This window comes from Rhodanobacter aciditrophus (genome assembly GCF_042679525.1).
In the GTDB taxonomy this organism is placed as follows: Bacteria; Pseudomonadota; Gammaproteobacteria; order Pseudomonadales; family Marinomonadaceae; genus Marinomonas; species Marinomonas aciditrophus.
Map to the genome: position 1 here is coordinate 156,448 of NZ_JBHTMN010000011.1, position 22,102 is coordinate 178,549.

The 22,102-nt window shown below is 47.4% G+C and carries 20 protein-coding genes; 10 read left to right on the forward strand and 10 right to left on the reverse strand.

The features are described from left to right. Positions 1-306: 306 nt before the first annotated feature. The 5 genes from ACFQ45_RS09760 (at position 307) to ACFQ45_RS09780 (ending at position 6,541) form a co-directional block, all read left to right on the forward strand. The gene (locus ACFQ45_RS09760; protein ID WP_377367122.1) at positions 307-2,418 is read left to right on the forward strand and encodes a TonB-dependent siderophore receptor; all 2,112 of its coding nucleotides are present in this window, start codon (positions 307-309) and stop codon (positions 2,416-2,418) included. A 128-nt stretch (positions 2,419-2,546) separates the two neighbouring features. After that, complete coding sequence (locus ACFQ45_RS09765; protein WP_377367124.1) at positions 2,547-3,548, forward strand: iron-siderophore ABC transporter substrate-binding protein; 1,002 nt, start codon at positions 2,547-2,549, stop codon at positions 3,546-3,548. Positions 3,549-3,589: 41 nt separating this feature from the next. Further along, on the forward strand, positions 3,590-4,438 hold the full coding sequence (locus ACFQ45_RS09770; RefSeq protein ID WP_377367126.1) for an ABC transporter ATP-binding protein: 849 nt from the start codon (positions 3,590-3,592) through the stop codon (positions 4,436-4,438). Further along, the gene (locus tag ACFQ45_RS09775; RefSeq protein ID WP_377367128.1) at positions 4,428-5,471 is read left to right on the forward strand and encodes a FecCD family ABC transporter permease; all 1,044 of its coding nucleotides are present in this window, start codon (positions 4,428-4,430) and stop codon (positions 5,469-5,471) included. The genes ACFQ45_RS09770 and ACFQ45_RS09775 overlap by 11 nt, the downstream gene beginning before the upstream one ends. Then, positions 5,471-6,541, forward strand: a complete 1,071-nt coding sequence (locus ACFQ45_RS09780) for a FecCD family ABC transporter permease (protein WP_377367130.1) — start codon at positions 5,471-5,473, stop codon at positions 6,539-6,541. Before ACFQ45_RS09775 ends, ACFQ45_RS09780 begins: the two co-directional genes overlap by 1 nt. Here ACFQ45_RS09780 and ACFQ45_RS09785 read toward each other — a convergent pair whose 3' ends face one another. Next, positions 6,542-7,108 carry a TetR/AcrR family transcriptional regulator gene (locus ACFQ45_RS09785; protein ID WP_377367133.1) on the reverse strand — a complete coding sequence of 189 codons (567 nt, stop codon included), beginning with the start codon at positions 7,106-7,108 and terminating at the stop codon, positions 6,542-6,544. Between the two features lie 124 nt (positions 7,109-7,232). On the opposite strand from ACFQ45_RS09785, the gene ACFQ45_RS09790 reads away from it, so the two are divergent. Beyond that, positions 7,233-7,871 carry a peroxiredoxin-like family protein gene (locus ACFQ45_RS09790; protein WP_377367135.1) on the forward strand — a complete coding sequence of 213 codons (639 nt, stop codon included), beginning with the start codon at positions 7,233-7,235 and terminating at the stop codon, positions 7,869-7,871. A 90-nt stretch (positions 7,872-7,961) separates the two neighbouring features. Here ACFQ45_RS09790 and ACFQ45_RS09795 read toward each other — a convergent pair whose 3' ends face one another. The 4 genes from ACFQ45_RS09795 to ACFQ45_RS09810 form a co-directional block, all read right to left on the reverse strand. After that, positions 7,962-8,300 (reverse strand): AzlD domain-containing protein, encoded by a 339-nt coding sequence (locus ACFQ45_RS09795; protein WP_377367137.1) that lies wholly within the window; start codon positions 8,298-8,300, stop codon positions 7,962-7,964. Continuing rightward, on the reverse strand, positions 8,297-9,025 hold the full coding sequence (locus ACFQ45_RS09800; protein ID WP_377367139.1) for an AzlC family ABC transporter permease: 729 nt from the start codon (positions 9,023-9,025) through the stop codon (positions 8,297-8,299). Before ACFQ45_RS09800 ends, ACFQ45_RS09795 begins: the two co-directional genes overlap by 4 nt. Next, positions 9,022-9,576 carry a helix-turn-helix domain-containing protein gene (locus ACFQ45_RS09805; RefSeq protein WP_377367141.1) on the reverse strand — a complete coding sequence of 185 codons (555 nt, stop codon included), beginning with the start codon at positions 9,574-9,576 and terminating at the stop codon, positions 9,022-9,024. Before ACFQ45_RS09805 ends, ACFQ45_RS09800 begins: the two co-directional genes overlap by 4 nt. Before the next feature lie 95 nt (positions 9,577-9,671). Continuing rightward, the gene (locus ACFQ45_RS09810) at positions 9,672-10,604 is read right to left on the reverse strand and encodes a LysR family transcriptional regulator (RefSeq protein ID WP_377367143.1); all 933 of its coding nucleotides are present in this window, start codon (positions 10,602-10,604) and stop codon (positions 9,672-9,674) included. 100 nt (positions 10,605-10,704) lie between these two features. Here ACFQ45_RS09810 and ACFQ45_RS09815 point away from each other — a divergent pair, with 100 nt between their 5' ends. Both ACFQ45_RS09815 and ACFQ45_RS09820 read left to right on the forward strand, forming a co-directional pair. Next, complete coding sequence (locus ACFQ45_RS09815; RefSeq protein ID WP_377367145.1) at positions 10,705-11,139, forward strand: DMT family transporter; 435 nt, start codon at positions 10,705-10,707, stop codon at positions 11,137-11,139. Positions 11,140-11,147: 8 nt separating this feature from the next. Next, a complete protein-coding gene (locus tag ACFQ45_RS09820; protein ID WP_377367147.1) occupies positions 11,148-11,639 on the forward strand; it encodes a DMT family transporter in 492 nt (163 codons plus the stop codon). A 138-nt stretch (positions 11,640-11,777) separates the two neighbouring features. Here the strand turns inward: ACFQ45_RS09820 and tkt are convergent, their stop codons facing one another. The 5 genes from tkt to ACFQ45_RS09845 form a co-directional block, all read right to left on the reverse strand. Continuing rightward, positions 11,778-13,790, reverse strand: coding sequence for a transketolase (gene tkt / locus ACFQ45_RS09825; RefSeq protein ID WP_377367149.1), 2,013 nt, complete (start codon positions 13,788-13,790; stop codon positions 11,778-11,780). A 186-nt stretch (positions 13,791-13,976) separates the two neighbouring features. Next, on the reverse strand, positions 13,977-14,927 hold the full coding sequence (locus ACFQ45_RS09830) for a D-ribose ABC transporter substrate-binding protein (protein ID WP_377367151.1): 951 nt from the start codon (positions 14,925-14,927) through the stop codon (positions 13,977-13,979). A gap of 94 nt (positions 14,928-15,021) precedes the next feature. Continuing rightward, entirely contained in the window at positions 15,022-16,074 is a 1,053-nt protein-coding gene (locus ACFQ45_RS09835) for an ABC transporter permease (RefSeq protein ID WP_377367153.1), read from the reverse strand. A 27-nt stretch (positions 16,075-16,101) separates the two neighbouring features. Further along, on the reverse strand, positions 16,102-17,643 hold the full coding sequence (locus tag ACFQ45_RS09840; protein ID WP_377367155.1) for a sugar ABC transporter ATP-binding protein: 1,542 nt from the start codon (positions 17,641-17,643) through the stop codon (positions 16,102-16,104). Continuing rightward, entirely contained in the window at positions 17,640-18,290 is a 651-nt protein-coding gene (locus tag ACFQ45_RS09845; protein ID WP_377367157.1) for a DUF2291 family protein, read from the reverse strand. The genes ACFQ45_RS09840 and ACFQ45_RS09845 overlap by 4 nt, the downstream gene beginning before the upstream one ends. A 641-nt stretch (positions 18,291-18,931) precedes the next feature. Between ACFQ45_RS09845 and ACFQ45_RS09850 the strand changes: the two genes are divergently transcribed. Then, complete coding sequence (locus ACFQ45_RS09850; protein ID WP_377367159.1) at positions 18,932-20,485, forward strand: FGGY-family carbohydrate kinase; 1,554 nt, start codon at positions 18,932-18,934, stop codon at positions 20,483-20,485. 75 nt (positions 20,486-20,560) lie between these two features. Beyond that, a complete protein-coding gene (locus ACFQ45_RS09855) occupies positions 20,561-22,093 on the forward strand; it encodes a glycerol-3-phosphate dehydrogenase (protein WP_377367161.1) in 1,533 nt (510 codons plus the stop codon). The last annotated feature ends 9 nt before the right edge of the window (positions 22,094-22,102 follow it).

Consider the following 22,102-nt stretch of genomic DNA (forward strand, 5'->3'; position numbering starts at 1 on the left):
CGTTATCATTCGTATTTGTTTTGTATCAATCATAAAAAACACTTATAGAAAACTGTCTTCTTTTTTGCTCAATTCCCCGGATTTCTTACATTTTATTTTTCTGAATGAAAAATAATTTTCTTTTTTATCATTGGCTTATGTCTACTCGTTGAGCCTGAGTCAATTTTTAACAATGTGTAAGAAATGCAAATATAAAGAAATAGTAAACATTATTATTTGAGTATGATTATCATTTATAATAAAAACTGCCCTGTGAAATTGAGATCAAGTTCTAAAAATAATGTCTAATTGAGCTAGGAGCAGAATATGAGATTTCCCAAAAATGGGATGTTGGTGCCATCACTTGTTGCGATTACAGTGAGTGTCGCGGTAAATGCTAAGGCAGCGGAACAAGAAGCCGAAAATGCCGAAGAGACCAACAATGTTGAACTAACAACCTTGGGTCCACTGTATGTGTATGGGGAGCCGGAAGAGACCAAATCAGCCACCAAATTAAACTTGTCAGTGTATGAAACGCCGCAAACTGTGTCTGTGATCAGTGAAGATCAGATGGATGATTTGGCAATAACTGATGTAGCGGCTTTGCTTCAATATGCTCCTGGGGTGACCGTCGAAAACGTTGAAACGAATCGTACTTATTACACGGCCCGCGGTTTCGATATCGTGAACTTCCAATACGATGGCGTCGGGGTGCCTTTCTCGTACGGTTTGACTCAAGGGCAAGAAGACACCGCCATCTATGAACAAGTCGAGGTAGTTAAAGGCGCTACTGGTTTGATTACCAGCTTGGCTAACCCTTCTGCCACAATTAACTACGTACGTAAGCGTCCTACTGAAGAGACTCAGGCATCTGTCAAAGCTTCTGCCGGTAGCTGGAATCAGCATCGTATTGAAGGGGATGTGTCTGGCTCTATTGTGGGTGACAAGGTGAAAGGCCGTATTGTTGTCGCGAAAGAAGAAGGAGACTCCTACCTAGATCGCTATTCCGAAGAACGTGAAGTCTTTTATGGGATTTTAAGTGGCGACATCACAGAGTCCACCCGCTATGCCATTGGCCATAGTATTAATGACAGTCATGCGGATGGTAATACCTCCGGTGCCTTGCCCTTGTTTTACAGTGATGGTTCATTAACCAGTTACAGCCGATCAACCAGTACTGCGCCAGATTGGGCCTATCAAGATGTGACTCAAACTCGAACCTTCTTAGAGCTGGAGCACGATCTCAATTCTAACTGGATGGCAAAAGCGATCTACACCCGTGATGTGCGTGAAAAAGAATGGGAATCCTTCTATACGACTGGGAGCCCTGATCGTGAAACGGGAACAGGACTGACTGCCGATGCAAGTTATTATGAAGCCAAGGAAACAGAACAGATAGTCGACTTATTTGTATCGGGCACTTTCTCTGCTTGGGGGCAAGATCATGAGTTAGTTGCGGGTGTAAACATGGCCGACATAGAGCTCACTGGGCGAACTGTTTACGCCTCTGCTTGGCGTTACGATCCGATTGGTTCTGATTGGGCTGATGGCAGTGTAGCGCGTCCTGACTTTGATACTTATGACGCCAGCACACAATCTACTGACATCGAACAGACTCAAGATTCCTACTACCTGTCCACTCGCTTAAAAATGAATGACGACCTTGCCGTATTGCTTGGTGCTCGCGCAATCGACATAGACCAATCAGGGATCAGCTATGGTAGTAACCAAGATGCCTCCGCTAGCGAAGTAGTCCCCTACGTTGGGGTGACCTACGAGGCCATGGTTGGAACCTTGTTATACGGTAGCTACAGCAAGGTATTCAAGGCGCAAACTTGGGTCGATGAAAACCTAAATCCTCTAGGACCGGTAGAAGGTGATAGCTATGAGTTCGGTGTGAAGCAGGAGTTGTATGATGGCCGAGCGATACTAACCTTAGCCCATTTTGGCTCCCAACAAGACAACTTTGGCGAATACGTTTCCCGCGATACAACCAGTGGTTTGAATATCTACGAAGGCGTTACTTATAAGAGTAAAGGCTATGAGGTGGAGTTATCTGGTGAGCTAGTAGATGGCTTAAATGTGAGTGCTGGTTTCACCACGGTACGTATCGAAGACGAGGACGGCGAAAAGGCCCGGACTTATATCCCTACGAAGCAGTTTAGTTTGGCTGTGGCTTATCAATTGCCTCAAGTGGAGGGTTTGCGCCTAGGAACAGGGGTGAACTGGCAAAACGAAATCTACTACAACGGAAAAGAAGTACAAGGCAGTTATGCGCTGGTGGATGTCTTTGGTCAATACGATATCAATCCGAACTGGAATGTCGCTCTTAACATTAAAAACATTGGGGATGAGAAGTACCGTGAAAGCCCACAATGGGGACAATCTTACTACGGCCCTGGCCGTTCTGTGTTAGGGACGGTGACTTGGACCTATTAATGCGGCTATGGGGTGGGCCGGTTGTCGACCCTGTTTAGATAAAGTGTGAGTAATAGTAGGCGAGACACTCATTTTCCCCTTTTGAGTGTGCTCGCCTTTGTTGCGATTGGGACGATTGAGAGTGAAACATGATAATGACATTTAAAGCCATCAAGACCTTACACATCCCTCGATATCTCTTGGCTGCTTTGGGGCTGCTGTGCTCCATGTGGAGTATGGCAACTGAGTACCCTCTGACACTAGAGCATAAATTCGGTACCAGCGTGATTCCAGAACAGCCAACACGGGTGGCAACTGTGGACTGGGGAGGTGGTGATAACTTGCTCGCCCTTGGCTATCAGCCTTTAACCGTGCGTTATTGGTTTGGAGACAATGAGAAGGGCGTCTGGCCTTGGGCACAGCCCTATCTCAATAGCACTCCTGAGGTGATCAGAGGAGAGCTAAATTACGAACAAATCGCTAAAACCAACCCTGATGTGATCATCGCCATACGCTCTGGGATCTCAAAAGAAGATTACCAACAATTGAGCAAGATAGCCCCCGTGGTGGCTGCTCCAAAAGGAGTTGGTATGTATATGTTGACCTGGGAAGAGCGTGCTCAGATTGTTGCCAAGGTCGTGAATAAGGAGCAAGAAGCTGCGGACCTGATTGCTTCAATTAAAACAAAGATACAGAACGTGAAGCAGGGGCACCCAGATTGGCCCAATAAAACTCTCGCCATGGCCACTTACTGGAATGGCAGTGTCGGAGTTTACTCCCATGAAGACGTAACTGTCCGGTTGAAAACAGAGCTGGGATTACAAGTGGACCCAAGCATTCAAGCCCTTAGCGAGAAAGGAAGCTTTTATACCACCATCTCAGAAGAGCAACTTCCTCTGTTGGATGCAGATGTGCTGTTTTGGTACACCGGAGAAGGTGCGAAAGAAAAGATCGAATCCCTCGTGTTACGCCCCCATTTACGGGCTTACAAAGAAGGCCGGGAGATCTTTCTCTCTACCTCATCCAACCTAAATGGCGCTATTTCATATGGCAGTCTGCTGAGTTTGCCTGTTGCTATCGACACCTTGGTGCCACTGATTGAACAAGCCATTGATGGCGACCCAAATACCCCTGTTATGGCAACGCCATGATCTGGGGTTCCTACTTTTAGAAATAGTGTTGGTAGATGTAAATGAATAAGCAAGACCCCAAAAATTCTCGGCTGGTTGGGGCTGATTTAACCGTCGGCTACGGAGAAACCCCAATATTAAAAGGCGTGGATTTTAAGGTGCCCCCCAATCAGGTCACTGTGCTCATTGGACCTAATGGCAGTGGCAAATCCACTTTGTTAAAAACCTTGTCACGCATTCTTCAGCCTCAGGGGGGGCAAGTATTACTAGAAGGTAAAGACATTCACCAATACCAAACCCGTGACGTGGCGAAAAAGCTCGCAGTGCTGCCTCAGGGGCCTATTGCACCGGAAGGTTTGACCGTGAAGGAGCTGGTTTCCCAAGGTCGATTTTCCCATCAGAGTTTGTTCAGACAATGGTCGGCTGACGATGAGACCGCAGTGAATCGAGCCATGGATATTACGCAAGTGAGGGAATTCGAAGACCGCCTGGTGGATGATTTGTCAGGTGGGCAGCGTCAGCGATGCTGGATTGCCATGGTGTTGGCCCAAGAAACAGACCTTGTATTGTTAGACGAACCCACAACCTACTTAGATTTAAAGGTACAGGTTGATCTGATGAATCTGCTGGTACAGCTTGCCCATGAACATCAGCGTACCTTGGTGGTTGTGTTGCATGAGTTGAATCTGGCCGCTGCCTATGGGGATTATCTGGTGATGATGCGCCAAGGCGTTATTTGTGAGCAGGGCAAGCCAAGGGACGTTTTTACTCGGTCAAATTTGAAGAAGGTATTTGATTTAGATGCCAACGTATTTGAGGAGCCTGAATCCAAGCAGTTAATTTGCGTCCCAGATTATGGGGTAAGGCCGGTTTGCTCGGGGAATACAGTGGGTGATCATAATGAGTGCTGAATCAAAACCAGTGGCTCCACCCAAACAGTTTTTTAAATACAAGTTTTGGGGGCGTCACAGTCTTGGGTTATTGATCATGGCGGGGCTGTTAGGTCTTGCATTGATCTGGCATGTGGCAGTGGGAGCCACCTCACTGCCTGTACGAGAGGTGTACAGTGCTTTGTTTCACTATGACGCGGGTAACTTTAATCACCTGATCATTCAGAATATTCGTTTACCTCGGGCATTTGTGGCGATTTTAGTCGGGGCCAGCCTGAGTGTCGCGGGGGCCCTGATGCAGGGCGTCACTCGAAACCCGTTAGCTGAGCCAGGTATTTTAGGACTCATGGCGGGAGCATCCTTCGCTGTAGTGATGGTGGTAGCCCTGTATCCCGCTGTGCCAGCGGATTTACTACCGGGGGTTGCGGCCCTAGGTGCTTTCTTAACGGCCTCTGGTGTATGGATCATTGCTCAATCTGTTCCTGGAGGTGCCACACCTTTGGCGTTAACCCTGACAGGTGCGGCCATCACGGCCTTTTTAGGGACCTTGATTTCCATGGTGCATTTGCTGAGCCAAGACACATTCGAACAGCTGCGGGTTTGGTTGGCAGGCTCTCTTGCAGGGCGTCGTTTGGAAGATGTTGCTATAACGGTGCCAGCCATTGTGTTGATGTTGCTTTTTGCGTTGGGAATCTCCCGTAAAGTGACAGTGCTGGCCATGGGTGATGCCATGGCGAAAGGCGTGGGGGCGAATACCGCATGGTTGAAAGGGCAGGTGCTTATTTGTGTGGTTGTGCTGACGGCTTGCTCTGTGTCTCTGGCGGGCCCTTTAGGATTTGTTGGCTTGGTAGTGCCCCATGTGGTGCGCTTATTCGTAGGGTCAGACTATCGCTGGGTGGTGCCGTATTCCGCTTTTGTGGGGGCTATTTATCTTCTGGGAGTGGATATGGTTGCGCGAGTCTTGATCCGTCCTGAGGAAATCTCGACCGGTATCATTACCGCTATGATTGGGGCTCCATTGTTTATTTATCTAGTTCGTAAAAGGGCGCGTTAATGTGGTTTATTGATACTTTTCAGCCGAAAAGGTTGGTTATTCGAGCATTAGATGAGCGTCTTTCTATTCGTTTAGGGATCCGGGCGTTAGGGGTTTTACTATTACTTTGGGTGTTATGTGCTTTACTGATCATGCTCAGTTTGTCCCTTGGAAGCTACCCTTTGTCCTTTGAGCAGCTGTCGCAAGCGCTTTTCGGAGGTGCTTCCAGTGAATCCGTAAATACGATCGTTTGGTCATTCCGTTTTCCTAGGGTATTGGCGGCGATGTTGGTGGGAGCCATGTTGGCCCTCTCTGGTGCAGCACTTCAAAGCGCCACCCGCAATCCTTTGGCCGATCCATCTTTGGTCGGAATATCTCAAGGGGCGGGGGTTGCGGTGGTCTTGGCGACTGTTCTGTGGCCTGAAGGCGTTGAAGCTTGGCGTGCTTGGCTGGCTCTTTTAGGGGCATTAGTCATTGCAGGAGTGATTCAATGGTTGAGTGGGAGTCGTCAGGGAAAAGGCTCAATCCGTTTTATCCTCATGGGGATTGGCGTGGCCGCTTTTATTAATGCCATTACGTCTGCCTTAATGACCTACGGTAAAATTGATCAGGCTATGTCGGCTTTGGCCTGGCTCAGTGGCAGTATCAATGGTGTAGATTGGAGTGATGTGGGTTTGTTAGCGGTTTGGTTTGCGGTGATGTTACCCATCGTTATGACCGTCAGTCGCGCCATGCCCACGTTGGCAATGGGGGAAGCCACGGCGGTCGGCTTAGGAGTTTCATTAATACGCTTACGTACGGGGTTGATTTGCTTAGCCGTAGGACTTGCCGCTGTGGCAACAGCAGTAGTGGGCCCCCTTGGTTTTATTGGCCTGATTGCTCCCCATATTACTCGACGCCTTTGTCATTCTGGGAGTGGCTTGCAATTACTGATTTGTGCGTCCGTTGGGGCGGTTATCGTGGCCTTGGCGGATTTATTGGGGCGCACACTGGTGGATCCCATTCAAATACCTGCTGGACTGATGACGGCAATGATTGGCGTGCCAGTGTTTATTCTTTTGCTTCGACGGGGCCATGCTGCACAAGGCTAATCAGTGATTTGGGTATAACCAAGGTAAGAGCTGTTGGACGGAAAGTGTCAGTTCGTTTTTGTCTCTGCCTTGGTAACCATATACTCTGATGCCGAAGATCACCATCATGAGTTGCTTGGCGTATTGTTTGGCAATCACAGGATCGAACTGCGAGCCAAGATACTGACCATATAGGTCTTCTGTATCGGCTAATTTTTTTGAAGCAAGTTGGTATAGTTCATTATTCTGGGCTGCAAGTTCCAGTTGTGTTTTGATTAAAAAACATCCGCAGTACTGTTTGTCTAAGGTGTCTTCAATCAACCTTGCTAAGATTTGGCGAATCCCTTTGGTTACCGAGTCACTTTGCTCAATGGTTTCGCGAATAGAGCCCATTGTTCGTTCAGAGTAACGTGTTAAGGAGGCGAGGAAGAGCCCCTCTTTATTATCAAATTCATGGTATAGGCTTCCCGGTTTCAATCCGGTGGCCTGCACAATTTGGAGCATGCTTGATGCGGTAAAGCCTTGCTGCCAAAACAGTAAGATGGCGTTATCCAGCACTGTTTCTCGATCAAACCCTTTTTTAGCCATCTCGACTACCTGTTAATGAATGATGGATTGATCATAAATTATTTTGAATGATTATTCAAAAACTCTTGATAGGGGAGTGATTTAGTTATATTTTGAATGAACATTCAAAATATATAGGAGACAGATGATGTCTTTATCAGAGCAATTGACGGAACGTCGGGAAGGTGCTGCCAAAAATCTACCAGGTGACATTCATCAAACCATGAAGTCTGCCACTCAACGTTTGAAAGATCTCAAAATAGAAGAGCAAGCCCCTAAAGTTGGCGAGACATTGAAGCCTTTTTTACTGCCTAATCAAAACGGTGAGAAACGTTCCCTAGAAAGCTTGTTACAAAATGGGAAAGTGGTGCTGACATTTTACCGTGGCGGCTGGTGTCCATACTGCAATATGGAACTGAGAGCATTTCAAGCTGAGCTAGATAAGATCGAAAAGCGTGGTGCAACCTTAGTGGCTATTTCCCCTGAGTTACCTGACCAGTCCCTTTCTACAAGCGAGAAAAATGAGCTGAGGTTTGAGGTTCTTTCTGATTTAAACAGCGAATATGCGAAACAATTAGGTTTAGTGTTTGAGTTGGACGAGTCCTTACGTCCGATCTATACCAGCTTTGGCATAGACGTGGAAAAACACAATGGCAAAGGTCAGTTTGAGCTGCCTATTCCTGCAACCTTTATCATTTCTCAAGATGGTACTATTGAGTATGCCTTTGTGGATGCGGATTACACTTACCGTCAAGAGCCAAGTGAGCTCGTGGCGCTTTTGTAATAGTCTTGTGACGATAAGAAAAGCCAGAGTGGACGAATCCGCTCTGGCTTTTTTATTGGGGCTGGTTGTAGTTGTTAGATCGGATCTGATCTAGCCAAAGGTCACAATAAGCCCACCAAACACTAACACTCCCACCACGATGGGATAGCCCATGGAGCGGGTGCGACGCCACATTAGGTAGGTTGCTCCACAGCCGATCAGCGTAGCGAGCCAAGATAAAGGGGAGGGTTCGATGGGGATTAAGGAGGTGCCAAACATGGCAGCAATCATCGTTGGCCCTAGAATAGTGAGCCAGATAGGTGTGGCTGCCACGCCTCCTTGAGCTTCTTGCTTGGTGAGTTTTTTTGCCATCCACATATAAGGCAGTGCGCGGATCAAAAACGTGCCCAAGGCAATGCTTATTAAAATCAGCCAAGTTTCACCACTCATGAAGCCGCTCCTTTTTTGGCTGGGGACTGTTGGATTGCATAATAGGCCAAGGCACCACACACGGCAGCGGCCGGAATGGCAATATTGGGAAAGCCAAACAGTTTAAGCAGCATGGCGCTTGCTGTTGCTACCACCATGGTGACAGTCCAGCGGCGGTCAGAGCAGCGTGGTAATACCATCACCAAAAACAGCGCAGGTAACGCAAAAGGCAGCACTTCACCGATTAACGGCCAACGTTGCATCAGCTCGTCACCGGCGATTGCCCCCAGAGCTGTTCCAGAAATCCAGCTCACCCAAGCAATCATACCGGCACTAAAATACCAGCTTAATCGAGCACTCGGTGTCATAGCGGGTAGCCGTGTAAGGGCCAATGCAAAGATCTGATCGGTCAGCAAATGCATCATGGGCAACCAACGGATGTCTTTTTGCAGGTAGGGTGCAATATTGGGCCCATACACTAGATGGCGGGAGTTGATGAGCAGAGTCATGACAATCACTAGCCAAAATGGCGCACCGGACACGACCATAGCCACAAATAAAAATTGAGACGCTCCGGCATAGATCAAAACAGAGACCAATATGGTTTCAAGAATGCCAAAGCCAGATTGAACCGAAAACAAACCAAAGGAAATCGCCACGGGAATATAGCCGCCGAGTAAAGGGAGGGCATCCTTTGCACCTTGTCGCCAAGGATTCTCAACAAATGATTGGGTTGCGGTAGTCATGGTGCGTCCTGTTGTTTTGGATAAGTGATCACCAGCATTAAGGTGGCCCCTTGGTCTTTAGTCTGGTAGCAGTGGGGTTGATCCCCATGCAGGGTGAAGGTGTCCCCAGCGGTTAAACGGGTCATGGCGTTGGTAGGTCCCACCCATAATTCACCACTAATAAGGGTGAGGCGTTCTGTCGTGCCATGGGTATGGGCTTCAGAGTCTTTAGTGGTGTTGGAGGCACAAGACATCCAATACACGTCGACTCTTGGGTCATCGGCGCCTTGATCCACCAATTTCACTTGAATACCGTCTTCCCCTAAAAATTCATGGCTGCCAGCAATGAGATCCCCAAACGGGACTTTTAGCTGCACCGCTAAACGCCAAATCGTTTCAATGGTGGGGTTGCCTTCTCCCTGCTCGATACGGCATAGGTTGGATTTTGCAATCCCAGCGTTACTGGCGAGTTGGGATAGGGATAAGCCCTGCGCTAAACGTAAGGTTTGCAGGTTTTGTCCAAGACTGTTTAGGTTTGGGTTTTCCATCATGAGCACTAAAAGTTGTTCCATATATAGAACGTTCTATATATGGAACAGCTATAAGTCAACTATTTATTTAAGAGTGATGAAAAATGAGAGTGAGTATTTCTAGAAATTGAGCTCTCTCACCGTTGCCAGTATAAGGGCGATCCAAACACTTCAATATAATGATCAATTATGGCTCTTGCATTCAGCGATGGGCGACGTGCATTCGGGTAAATGGCTGCAATGGTCTGTGTTTCCGTGTGAATGGATGAATCAATATTTGGTAACAGTTTTACTAATTCACCACTCAGTAATCTATCAGCCATTAGCCAGTCTGGAAATAATACAATTCCCATGTGATTTAACGCTGCAGTCAGAAGAGACTCGGCACTATTCGAGCTTAAAACAGGCGATATAGGGTAGTGAACCCATGCGCTTCCAGGCGGCCGAAAGTGCCATCGATTAGGGCCTGATGAACCACTGTAGACAAGACATTTATGCTGGCTTATGTCTTCAGGTGTTTCGGGCATTCCATAGTTTTCGATGTAGTTTGGTGATGCGGCAAGGTGATAGGTCTGTTCCCCTATAATACGAGCCCGATAAGAAGAATCTGTGAGCGTACCAATGCGAAATATGATATCGGAAGCATCTTTCATGGGATCAATGAAGTCATCTGTCAGGGTGAGTTCTATTTCTAAATCTGGATATCGTTCACTTAGGCTCGATAGGCCGGGAGCAATATGCTTTTGTCCAAAAAAGACCGGTGCGTTAATTCGGGCAATTCCAGAGGGTTCCAGTAGACGTTCACTCAGCTCTTGACGGGCATCATGGAAATTTGAGGTCATTGCGCGGGCGTGCTTAATGAACAGGTTCCCGCTTTCAGTGGGAATGATTGCACGGGTGTTACGATAAAATAACTGTTGCCCCAATGCGTCTTCGAGATTGTGAATGACGCGGGATACTTGAGAAGCAGAAATGCCTTCCCGTCTCGCCACCAATGAAAAGTTTTTTAGCTCATACACACTGATGAATATCAGTAAGCTTTTAAGGTTTATAGATTCGAAATTACTCATATATGCAATTAGTGCAAAGGTGTTCGTATAATAATGGCATTTTTCTCAATAATCGGACAGGTTAACCTTCACCATCTTAAAAAATGGAGTCGGTTTTTATATGCAATTATTGTTAATTATGATCGTAATCGCTGGCGGAATGGGGCTTTCCATAGAGGCAGGTTTACTCGGTCCCTTAGGAACGCAAGTGGGTGATTTATGGGCAACATTCAGTATTTTCGGTGTCGGTTCGGTATTAACGTTTTTGTTGATGCTGTTTTTTAGCCCACGAAATAGTCCTTCATTTTTCTCACAGCCATCTTGGCAGTTAACCGGTGGGGTGCTCGGAGTCGTTTATGTGGTTATCCTGACCATCGTTGCTCCTGTAATAGGTGTCACATTGACGATGATTGGCATTCTAGCTGGGCAAATCTCTAAAAGTTTAATTATTGACCACTTCGGCCTATTTGGTAGCGCCCAGAGAAAAATCGACAAAAACCGCATTATTGCACTCATTTTTATCATTATCGCGCTCGCGATGGTTGCTCAAGGTTAAGGTGTATTATGACTTTTTTAATGATTGTTTTAGCGGTTTTCGGTGGCGCTATGCTAAGTATTCAGGCTGTCATTAATGGCCAGCTTGGCAATAAAGTTGGGGTTTTTAAAACCGCATTTCTTACATTCTCGGTCGGTGCATTAATCACTGCATTATTGATCTTTTATTTTGAGCCAAAGCATCCTGTTACATTGCTGGATGTACCCAAATGGCAATTGTTAGGGGCTATGTGTGGTGTGCCTTATATCGTCATAATGGTGCTGGCGGTACAACGTATTGGTACTGCAGTCGCAACGGTTGCAGTGATTTTTGGGCAGTTAACAATGAGCATGTTAATCGATAGTTTTGGTTGGTTGGGGAATACTCCCATTCCATTTTCAACCTATCGGTTTATGGCAATTCTCTGTCTTGGTATTGCGTTGTACTTCATATATTCAAGCAATAAGAGCACAAGTGTGTCTGATGATGGCAAACTCAAGGAAACACTTGCTTCAGAATAACAGATGTCGATTCTTCCAATTGACCTAGTGACACTTCCGCTAAGTGAGATGTTTACGCAAAAAAAAAAGCGCCTCTTACCGCTTGGTAAGAGGCGCTTTAGTGGTAGTTACCTAGAATTGGAAGTCTATATCAAGAAATTAGGCCTGTGCTTGGATCACATTTTTAGCGGTCTCAACGACCTTCTCCTGAGTGAAACCAAATAAGGTCATCAATTCATTGGCTGGTGCGGATTCACCAAAGCGATCTATGCCTATGACGGCACCGTCGATACCCACATATTTGTACCAGTAATCACTGTGCCCACACTCTATCGCCACTCGTGCACGGGTCTCTTTGGGTAATACCTTGTCACGGTAGGAGATTGGCTGTTGAGCGAATCGCTCGGCACAGGGCATGGAGACGACTTGAACGGCATAACCTTCCTGCTCTAAGGTCTTAGCGCTGTCCATGGCCAAGGCGACCTCTGATCCGGTAGCGATCAGAATGACATCAGGTTTACCGCTACAGGCCTTAAGTATGTAGCCACCTTTGACCGCATTTTGTTGCTGTAAGCTATCACGGGTCTGCTGGGGTAAGTTTTGACGGGACAAGATGAATGCACTGGGACCTTCGTTGCGTTCAAGGGCGGCTAACCATGCGACAGTGGTTTCAAATTGATCACAGGGACGCCAGGTTTGTAGGTTTGGAGTCACACGTAGCGCTGTGATTTGTTCCACCGGTTGATGGGTCGGACCGTCTTCCCCTAAGCCAATAGAGTCATGGGTGTAAACATGAATGACTCTTTGATTCATTAGGGCGGACATGCGCACCGCATTGCGAGCGTATTCCATAAACATTAGGAAGGTTCCCCCATAGGGAATAAAACCACCATAGAGGGCCACACCATTCATAATGGCAGTCATGCCGAATTCTCGGACGCCATAATGCAGGTAGTTACCATTAGGATGGGCAGGGCAAATGGCCTCAGATCCTTTCCACATGGTCAGGTTAGAAGGAGCTAAATCCGCAGAGCCTCCTAACAGTTCAGGGATTTTTTCCCCCAACAAGTGCAGGGTGTTTTGCGAGCATTTACGGGTCGCCACTGCATCCGTCACACTGGCTTGTTGTTCGAGGATGTCTTTCTTTATCTGGTCCCAGTTTTCTGGCAATGAGCCTTCAATACGACGCAAGAATTGCTCTGCCAATTCTGGATATTTAGCCTGATAACCTTCTAACAATTGTTTCCAAAGGGCTTCTAATGTTTGTCCTTTATCAATGGCATTCCAAGCATGGGAAACATCGTTAGGAACGTCAAAGGGACCATGGCTCCAACCTAGCGCTTGTTTAGTCGCTTGAATCTCATCCTGACCTAAAGGAGCACCGTGGCAATCATGGCTGCCGGCCTTGTTAGGCGAGCCAAAACCAATGGTGGTTTTACAGCAGATCAGGGTCGGTCGAGAGGTGTCTCGGCGGGCCTCTTCGATAGCAGCAATAATAGCTTTCGCATCATGGCCGTCCACATCACTGATTACTTGCCAGTTATAAGAGCGGAATCGAGTAGGGGTATCGTCGGTGAACCAGCCATCGATTTCACCATCAATGGAGATCCCATTGTCATCGTAAAATACGATAAGTTTGCCTAACTCTTGAGTCCCTGCCAGAGAGCATACTTCATGGGATATGCCTTCCATAAGACAGCCATCCCCCACAAAGGCATAGGTGAAATGGTTAACCACATCAAATCCTGGACGGTTGAATTGTGCCGCTAGGGTTTTCTCGGCTAATGCCATGCCCACTGCGTTGGCTAGACCTTGTCCCAAAGGTCCCGTAGTCGTTTCAACTCCTTCGGTGTAACCGTATTCTGGGTGGCCGGGGGTTTTAGAATGGAGTTGGCGGAATTGTTTAAGATCGTCCGTGGTCAGTGGATAGCCAGATAAATGCAGCAGACTGTACAGCAGCATAGAGCCATGACCGTTAGACAGAATAAAACGGTCACGATTAGGCCAATGGGGATTCGCAGGGTTGTGTTGTAGGTAGTCTCGCCACAGGACTTCGGCGATGTCTGCCATGCCCATTGGGGCACCTGGGTGACCAGAGTTGGCTTGTTGTACGGCGTCCATACTTAATGCGCGTACGGCGTTAGCGAGGGTTCTGCGTTGTATTGTGCTCATCAATAGTGTCCTACAGCAAACTGTGTGCTGAACGTTTGTGTCAAAAATTGAATGGCCGGATCGGCCCTGTGTCTGAGGGGAGACACAGTGATTAGAAAGAATGATCGCTAAGGCGAAAAAGAAGGGCTACAAGAGTAGCCCTAAATCGTGCTTTGGAGAGTGCCCTTGATAAGAGCGTTTAAGTGCTTAGTACTCAGACAATGTGAATGCAGACGTGTAGTTTGCAATGTTGTCTTTAGTGATTAGGTAGCAGTCAAACAACTGTTTCTCTGTGTCGACACCAGTAGTGCCATTTTTGATGAAGTTATCCGCTTGACGGATGGCTTCGGCAGCAAAGATTGCTACTGGCTGAAGGACTGTGTATTCCATTTCGCCGTCTAGAATAGCGTTTGCAGCATCTGGAGAACCGTCAAAGCCGCCTACTTTAACTTGATCAAGCTTGCCTGCCTCTTTAAGAGCTGCAATCGCACCCAGTGCCATCTCATCGTTACCAGAGATCACGCCTTTGATGTTTGGGTTTGCTTGCAGGATAGACTGCATTTTGTTGTAGCCTTGAGTACGGTCCCAGTTCGCCACTTCTTGAGCCACTTTGTTTAGATCTGGGTATTGAGTTAGCACTGTTTCAAAACCGTTAGAACGGGTGGCAGCGTTGTTATCACTTGGGGCGCCAAACAATTCAACGTAGTTACCAGAATCGCCAACCGCATCAACCCACTGCATTGCACCCAGTGCTGCACCTTGAGCGTTGTTAGAAACAAGCTGCGCTTTTGCTAAACCGCTTTGGTTTAGCTCTGCGTTGATGATGATCACTGGAATGTCCGCAGCAATAGCCTTACGCACCGCACCAATTGAGCCATCTGCGTTAGCTGGGTCAAGGATGATGGCTTTGGCTTGGTTGGTGATCGCTGTGTCGATTAATTTACTTTCGGTGTTGGTGTCGCCTTTGTGAGCAGCCACATTAGCGTCATAACCCATGTCCTCGGCAGTTTGCTTCGCTACCTGACCTTCAGTGTACCAGTAAGGGTTTGATGGATCGTTTACGATAATCGAAATCAAGCCATCAGCCCATGCACTGCTTGCCATAAGAGTCAAACTTGCAGTAGAGGCAACTAACAAACGCTTAGTAGTTTTAAACATTGTATTACTCCGATTTATTATTTTATGAGTTTGCCGAAGGTCGGCGAGTTGTTTGCAGTGGTGATGTTTTACCCATCACCACTGCAAGGTTCATTTAGCGACTCTTGCCAGAGGAGCCGTATTGCAGGCTATTAAGCAAAACTGCTAAAACGATTACGGTGCCGGTAAATACTGTCTGCCAGTAAGCCGAAACCCCAATAATGACAAGACCGTCGGATAGGTAGCCAATCACCAAGGCGCCCAAGATGGTGCCGCGGACCGTACCACGACCACCGGTCAGAGCGGCTCCCCCAATCACTACCGCAGCGATGGCGGTCAGTTCGTAGGTGGTACCAGCAGTTGGACCAGCAGAGGTCAATTGTGAAGACAAAACCAAGCCAGCTAGGGCAGCGCAAACGCCAGACAGAAGGTAAACCGTCACTTTTACACGTTTGATGGGTACACCAGAAAGGTCCGCAGCGGTTTCGTTACCACCAGAAGCATATAACCAACGACCAAAAGCGGTACGGCTGATCATCAAACCACACAATACGGCAACCACAACCAATACGATGACACTGATAGGAATGCCTGCTAAACGGTTAAAGCCCAGCCACTCAAAGCCTGTGTTGCCAAGCTCAGGTTTGCCGTCTAATTGGTTGTACGTGAGGCCATTGGTCATGAGTAGGGCGATACCACGGGCAACATACATGGTGCCTAAGGTTGCCACGAATGCTGGAACCTTGAAGTGGGCCACCAGCACACCGTTAACGGTGCCGACAGCAGCACCCAATAAGCAGGTCAAAACCACTACCACCCAAAGGGATGGGTAAAAAGTCATCCCCAGGAATTCAATGTTGACCCCTTGCATTAAAAAACCAGCAAAGACGCCACACAATCCCAGGGTAGAGCCTACGGAAAGGTCGATGCCGCCATTGAGAATGACCAGCAACATGCCTAAAGCCAGCAGCCCAAAAATGGCCACGTGAGATGACATGATCAGGAAGTTGTTAACCGTAAAATAGTACGGCGACATAAAAGAGAAAAAGATAATGATCGCAATCAAAGCAAAGAATGCGCGTCCTTCAAGTAATAAGCGACCGATATCAAGTTTCTTCGGTTCAGCGCTTACGCCTTGCACTGTTTGTTTTTGAGCCGTTGCAGACATGGTGTAACTCCAGTTTTTCTTATTGTCTTAATGGGTAACCGATTCGCCAGAGGCGGCCATAATTTGTTCTTTTGAAACCGTGTGATCAAACTCTGCAGAGATTTTGCCCTTGTGCATTACGATAATGCGGTGGGCGATACTCAAGCATTCCGCTACTTCGGAGGTGGAATAGACCACAGCAAGACCTTGTTTGGCGCGTTCTGCTAAGAGCTTGAAAACTTCCGCTTTGGCGCCGATGTCGATGCCGCGGCTAGGCTCATCCAGAAGTAAAACTTTTGGGTCGGTTGCAAGCATTTTGCCGATCACGACTTTTTGTTGGTTGCCCCCAGAGAGGGAACCAATGGCCGCTTCAGCGCCGGAAGTTTTTACTGTGACCGCTTTAATGGATTCGCCAACTAAGCTGTCTTCGTCTGCTTTAGAGGTCAGTAGCTTGCGGGTAAATTCGCCGATACTTGCTAAAGAAAGGTTCTGTCCCACGCTCATGGTTTGAACCAGGCCATCTTTTTGACGATCTTCGGGGACTAATGCCAAGCCAGCTTGGATACGCTCTGCGATGGAGAGTTTATTAATGTCTTCACCGCCTAATAAAATGTGTCCTTCTTGGGCTTTTAAGCGGCCCGCAGCACATTCCATAAATTCTGAGCGGCCAGCTCCCATCAAACCGTAAACACAGACGATTTCACCGGCTTTCACATCAATGGATAGGTTATCGACCACGTTAAAATCACCGCCCCCTGTGTCCTTGATGACCAAGTTTTTGACATGCAAAGCTGTACTGCCAAACTCATAGCCAGTTGGAGGGGAGCCCAAATCAAAGTTTTCACCCACCATGTTGCGTACGATCCACTCAAGGTCGATGTCTTTACGTGGCGCATAGGCGGTCATGGTGCCGTCTCGCAAAACCACGGCATGGTCTGTAATCGTCAGCGCTTCCTCTAAATGGTGAGAGATATAGACAATCGAGACACCCTTCGCGGTCAGGTCGCGGATCACTTTAAACAGCACTTCTACTTCCGCTGCACTGAGGGCAGAAGTGGGTTCATCCATGATGAGGATGCGCGACTTCTGAGAAATGGCTCGGGCAATTTCAATGATCTGTTGCTGACCTAAGCGCAATTCTTCAAGGGGTGTTAATGGGTCGATGTCTTCTTCAAGTTCAGCCATTAACTCACGGGCTTGGCGCTCTTCTTCTGCGAAGTCCACTTGGCCGCCCTTGATGATCTCCCGACCCATAAAGATGTTGTCTCGCACATTCATGTTAGGGGCGAGACTTAACTCTTGGTGAATAATGGAGATCCCTTTAGCGCGGGCTTCATTGGCATTGTTAAACAGGATGGATTGACCATCTAAAACGATTTCACCGGATGTGGGGGTAATCACTCCAGATAAAATTTTCATCAGGGTAGACTTACCAGCACCGTTTTCACCAAATAGGGTTGTCACTTGCCCCCGGTGAATATCGAAGTTCACCCCTTTGAGGGCGTGGGTGTTCCCAAAAGACTTGGCAATATTGCGTGCTTCCAGAACCACTTCATCCACTGTTGGAAGGTTGTTGTAGGCTAGGCTCATTTCACATCCATCCCTACTGGCGTAATAAGCCAGTTTTTGGCATTGATTAAGCGAAATACGCCTGTGACCGTCACGGTTTTGTTCACCAAGTTGTCACGGTCAAGACCTTCAAGGATCTCTGCTTTCATGGTTCGGTTGATGGCCGCTCCCACATCTTGATATTCAATTTGGTTTTTGAACTCACCAAATTTTATTTCCCCAGTAGCATCACGCAGATCCGTGCCATTAAGGGCTGGGCCAGTTTGAACTCGTACTGTTTGATTGTCAGGGAAGCTTGGAATGCTGATTTTGAAGATGCCTGAGCGGCCCTCGGTCACTGTGCCTTCTAAGGAAACAGGGATAACGGGACCAATGCCGCCACCGACGCCGTATTTTTGGCCTGCTGCTTTTTTGTCTTCCCGCAAAGCATCAAGGAGGACAGTTGCGTCGACTGCGTTGTTCTCTACATACTGCTTAATGTCTGGGTAATGAATTTTGGCATAGTTGTCAGGGGAAAACGCTTGTTGGCGCAGGTCTTCAATGGAGCCATTGATGATGACTTTCGTATCGATGGCCATTGCACCTATCACTGCCGCAGTAAAAATGCCTGCAACAAGGAGCTGCTTACGTTTTTTGGCCGCTAACTGGTTAGAAAGTTGAGTTTGCATGGCAACCTCCACCAATTAGGGTAAACATTTGAGTCGATTCAACCTGCGTCAAACGCAATAGCGCTAGACGATAGCTGGGTTGCACAGTGGTGTTTATCATTTTTATTTTACTCCGGCTGTTTTGCCTCTAAAACTTGTGTCCTGTGGGGAACATAAGTCTTTGATCGAGCCAAGATCATCAATTTGTTTTTAGAGGTCTGTGTGATCTTTGTACTTACAATGGGATAAAAATAAATCACTGTCAATGAAATTTATTACATGTTTTATAAAAAATATCTGTCTTTTGATTTCTGCTTCTTAGGGGAGTGGCATTATTACAGCGCTAAAAAAGGGTAATGAGTAGCGGTTTTGAGAACCGTAAGAACATATTAATGTATTGATTCTAATGAATTTAATAGAGTTTTAGTAATTTGAGATCGTTGGTTAATTAGATTCTTTACGATTGCTTTAGGCAGACGCTTTGTTCAAAAGAAAGCCAGAGTTTGAGTTGACAGATAATAAAAATGAAGAAATAATTATCAAAACAAGAAAAATATTTCACATCGAACTCTGGTTCGTTGTTACAAGAAACGGGTATCAATCATGCTTCTAATAATAAAGTTGCCCCGCTTCACTTGCCTCCGCCATAGGGAGGATAATAAGTGAACTCACAATTAATCATTGGTATCGATGCAGGCACCTCTGTGGTTAAAGCTGTGGCTTTTACTACCAGTGGTGAGCAAGTCGCCACATCTTCAGTACGCAATTCCTATCAAACGGGCCTTGATGGCTCCGCGACACAATCCTTATCTCAAACTTGGGCAGACTGCGTCAGTGCGCTACAAGGGCTAAGCGAAAAAGTTACCCACTTTAAAGAGCGAGTAATCGCCTTATCTGTCACGGGGCAGGGGGACGGTACCTGGTTGATCGATGAGGAAGGCAAGCCCGTCTGCGATGCTTGGCTTTGGTTAGATGGTCGAGCAGCTACCACTGTTGAGCACCTTAATAAGTCAGTGACTGAGCGCCAGCGATTTGAAAAGACAGGCACAGGTTTGAATACCTGCCAACAGGGTGCGCAAATGGCTCACATGGCCCAGCACTGCCCAGAGTTATTGCAGCAAGCCAGTACGGCGTTTCATTGTAAAGACTGGTTGTTTTTCAATTTAACTGGACAGCGTGCAACTGACCCTTCAGAAGCATCATTTACTTTTGGTGATTTTCGTACCCGTGAATACAGTGATCTGGTGATTGAAAGTCTAGGACTTAGCCAGTTTAAGTCGTTGCTCCCTCCCATTATTGATGGATCCAAGCAAACCTTTCCTTTGACCTCTGAAGCGGCTGAGCTAACGGGTTTGGCTCCAGGCATTCCGGTGTCTCTGGCTTATGTGGATATGGTGATGACAGCCCTTGGGGCGGGAGTTCATACCGGTGAGGACAATGTCGCATGCTCTGTCATTGGGTCTACGGGGGTGCACATGCGTTCTGTGTCCGATCAAGAGGTGTATTTAAATGAGGCGGGCACTGGATACGTCATTGCTTTGCCAGTTGAGGGACGTGTGACGCAAGTACAAACCAATATGGCATCTGCGTTAAACCTTGATTGGTTGCTAAATGTGGCAGCGGATTTATTAAAGGATTTTGACTGTGAATGCACCAGCCATGGATTGGTGGACCGGGTAGAAAGCTGGCTTAAGCAAGCAGAAGCCGGTCAGCTGCTGTATCACCCATACATTTCCGATGCGGGGGAGCGGGGGCCGTTTGTGAACGGTCAAGCTCGGGCAAGTTTTACGGGTTTGACCTACCGTCATCGTTTTCCAGATTTGGTTCGCGCTGTTGTAGAAGGCCTAGGGATGGCTATGCGTGATTGTTATGAGGCCATGGGCGGCACGGCTGCAGAGTTACGGTTAAGCGGTGGCGCTGTTCGTTCTGCCACCCTGCGTCAAATTTTAGGGGCCTTAGTGAATGCCAAAGTACGTGTGTCCGCTAGGGAAGAAGCAGGCGCGGCAGGGGCAGCCATGATGGCTGCGGTAGCCATTGGGTTATATCCCACTATGGATGATTGCATTAAAGAGTGGGTGTCGCCCCTATTGGGCACATCGGAAGCACCGGATCTGGCTTTAGCTGAAAAATATGAACGCTTGTTTGAAGCGTTTTACAGACAGCGCCAGTCCTTCCCGTCTACCTGGGCAACCATGGAACACATCAAGACGATGTAATGCATAGAGCGCAATCAAGAGAATACACAGACAGATCGCCAGCACGATCTGCGGCGATTAAGTAAGAGGTTCGGTATGAGTAATGAACAAATGTTAGATCTGTTTGTCATCGGTGGTGGTATCAATGGTGCGGGCATCGCACGGGATGCGGCCGGTCGCGGATTGTCAGTGGCCTTATGTGAAAAAGATGACCTTGCCCAGGGCACATCTTCCCGCTCAGGCAAGTTGGTCCACGGTGGTTTGCGTTATTTAGAATACTACGAGTTTCGCTTGGTTCGAGAGGCGTTGATTGAGCGTGAAGTGCTATTGAATTCCGCCAGTCACATTATTTGGCCCATGCGTTTTGTGTTACCCCACAGTAAGGCAGATCGTCCTGCTTGGTTGGTTCGTCTAGGTTTGTTTCTTTACGACCACCTCGGAGGGCGTAAGCGTTTGCCCGGTACTCGTGCTTTAGATCTGCATCGTGATCCAGAGGGTGCGCCCATTAAAGATCAATACACAAAAGGGTTTGAATACTCAGATTGTTGGGTAGATGACTCTCGTTTAGTGGTGTTGAACGCCTTAGCGGCGTCCCAAAAGGGCGCAGAAGTGTTGACTCGCACCCGTTGTGTATCGGCCAAACGTAACCCTGAAGGTTATTGGGATGTGACCACTGAAAATGAGCTGACTAAAGAAGTTCGTACCTTTAAGGCTAAGTTGTTGGTAAATGCTGCAGGACCTTGGGTGCGTAGAATTGTGGATGATGTGGCCACATCTAAAAGCTCTCGCAATATTCAGTTGGTGAAAGGTTCTCACATAATCGTGCCTAAGTTTTGGCAGGGCCAGCAGGCGTACTTGGTTCAAAACTATGACAAACGAGTCATCTTCATTAACCCTTATGAAGATGACAAAGCCTTGATTGGTACGACGGACATTCCTTATGACGGTAAAGTTGAAGACGTTAAAGCGGATGAGAGTGAAATCGAGTACTTGTTAGCCGCAGTGAATCGATACTTTAAAGAAACCCTTCGTCGTCAGGACGTTATCACCACTTTCTCTGGGGTGCGTCCATTGTTTGATGATGGTCAGGGGAACCCTTCAGCGGTGACGCGTGATTATGTGTTTGATCTAGATGAAACCCAAGGTGTGCCTTTATTGAACGTGTTTGGTGGGAAGCTAACCACCTTCCGTAAACTCTCCGAGCATGCCATTCAAAAGATTGAAAAATACTTCCCTAACATGGGGGGCAATTGGACCAGTGGTGTTGTGCTACCGGGTGGGGATATTCCCAATGCGGATTTCCAAACTTATATGCAAGCCTGCAAGGAAGACTACCCATGGATGCCCCGTGAGCTGTTGGTTCATTATGGGCGTCATTATGGCTCCATTATTAAGCAGATCGTAGCAGACGCTTCATCTGTTGAGGGCTTGGGGCAATATTTTGGTGGCAATCTATACGAAGCAGAAGTGCGTTATTTGGTTGCCCATGAGTGGGCCATGACCCCAGAAGATGTACTTGAGCGCCGTACTAAGGAAGGTTTGCACCTATCTACTGAACAAAGAGCCGCTTTCGCCCAGTGGTTTGAGAGTGAATTTATCAAACACAACGCTGATCGCAAGATCTCATAAGGAGTCACC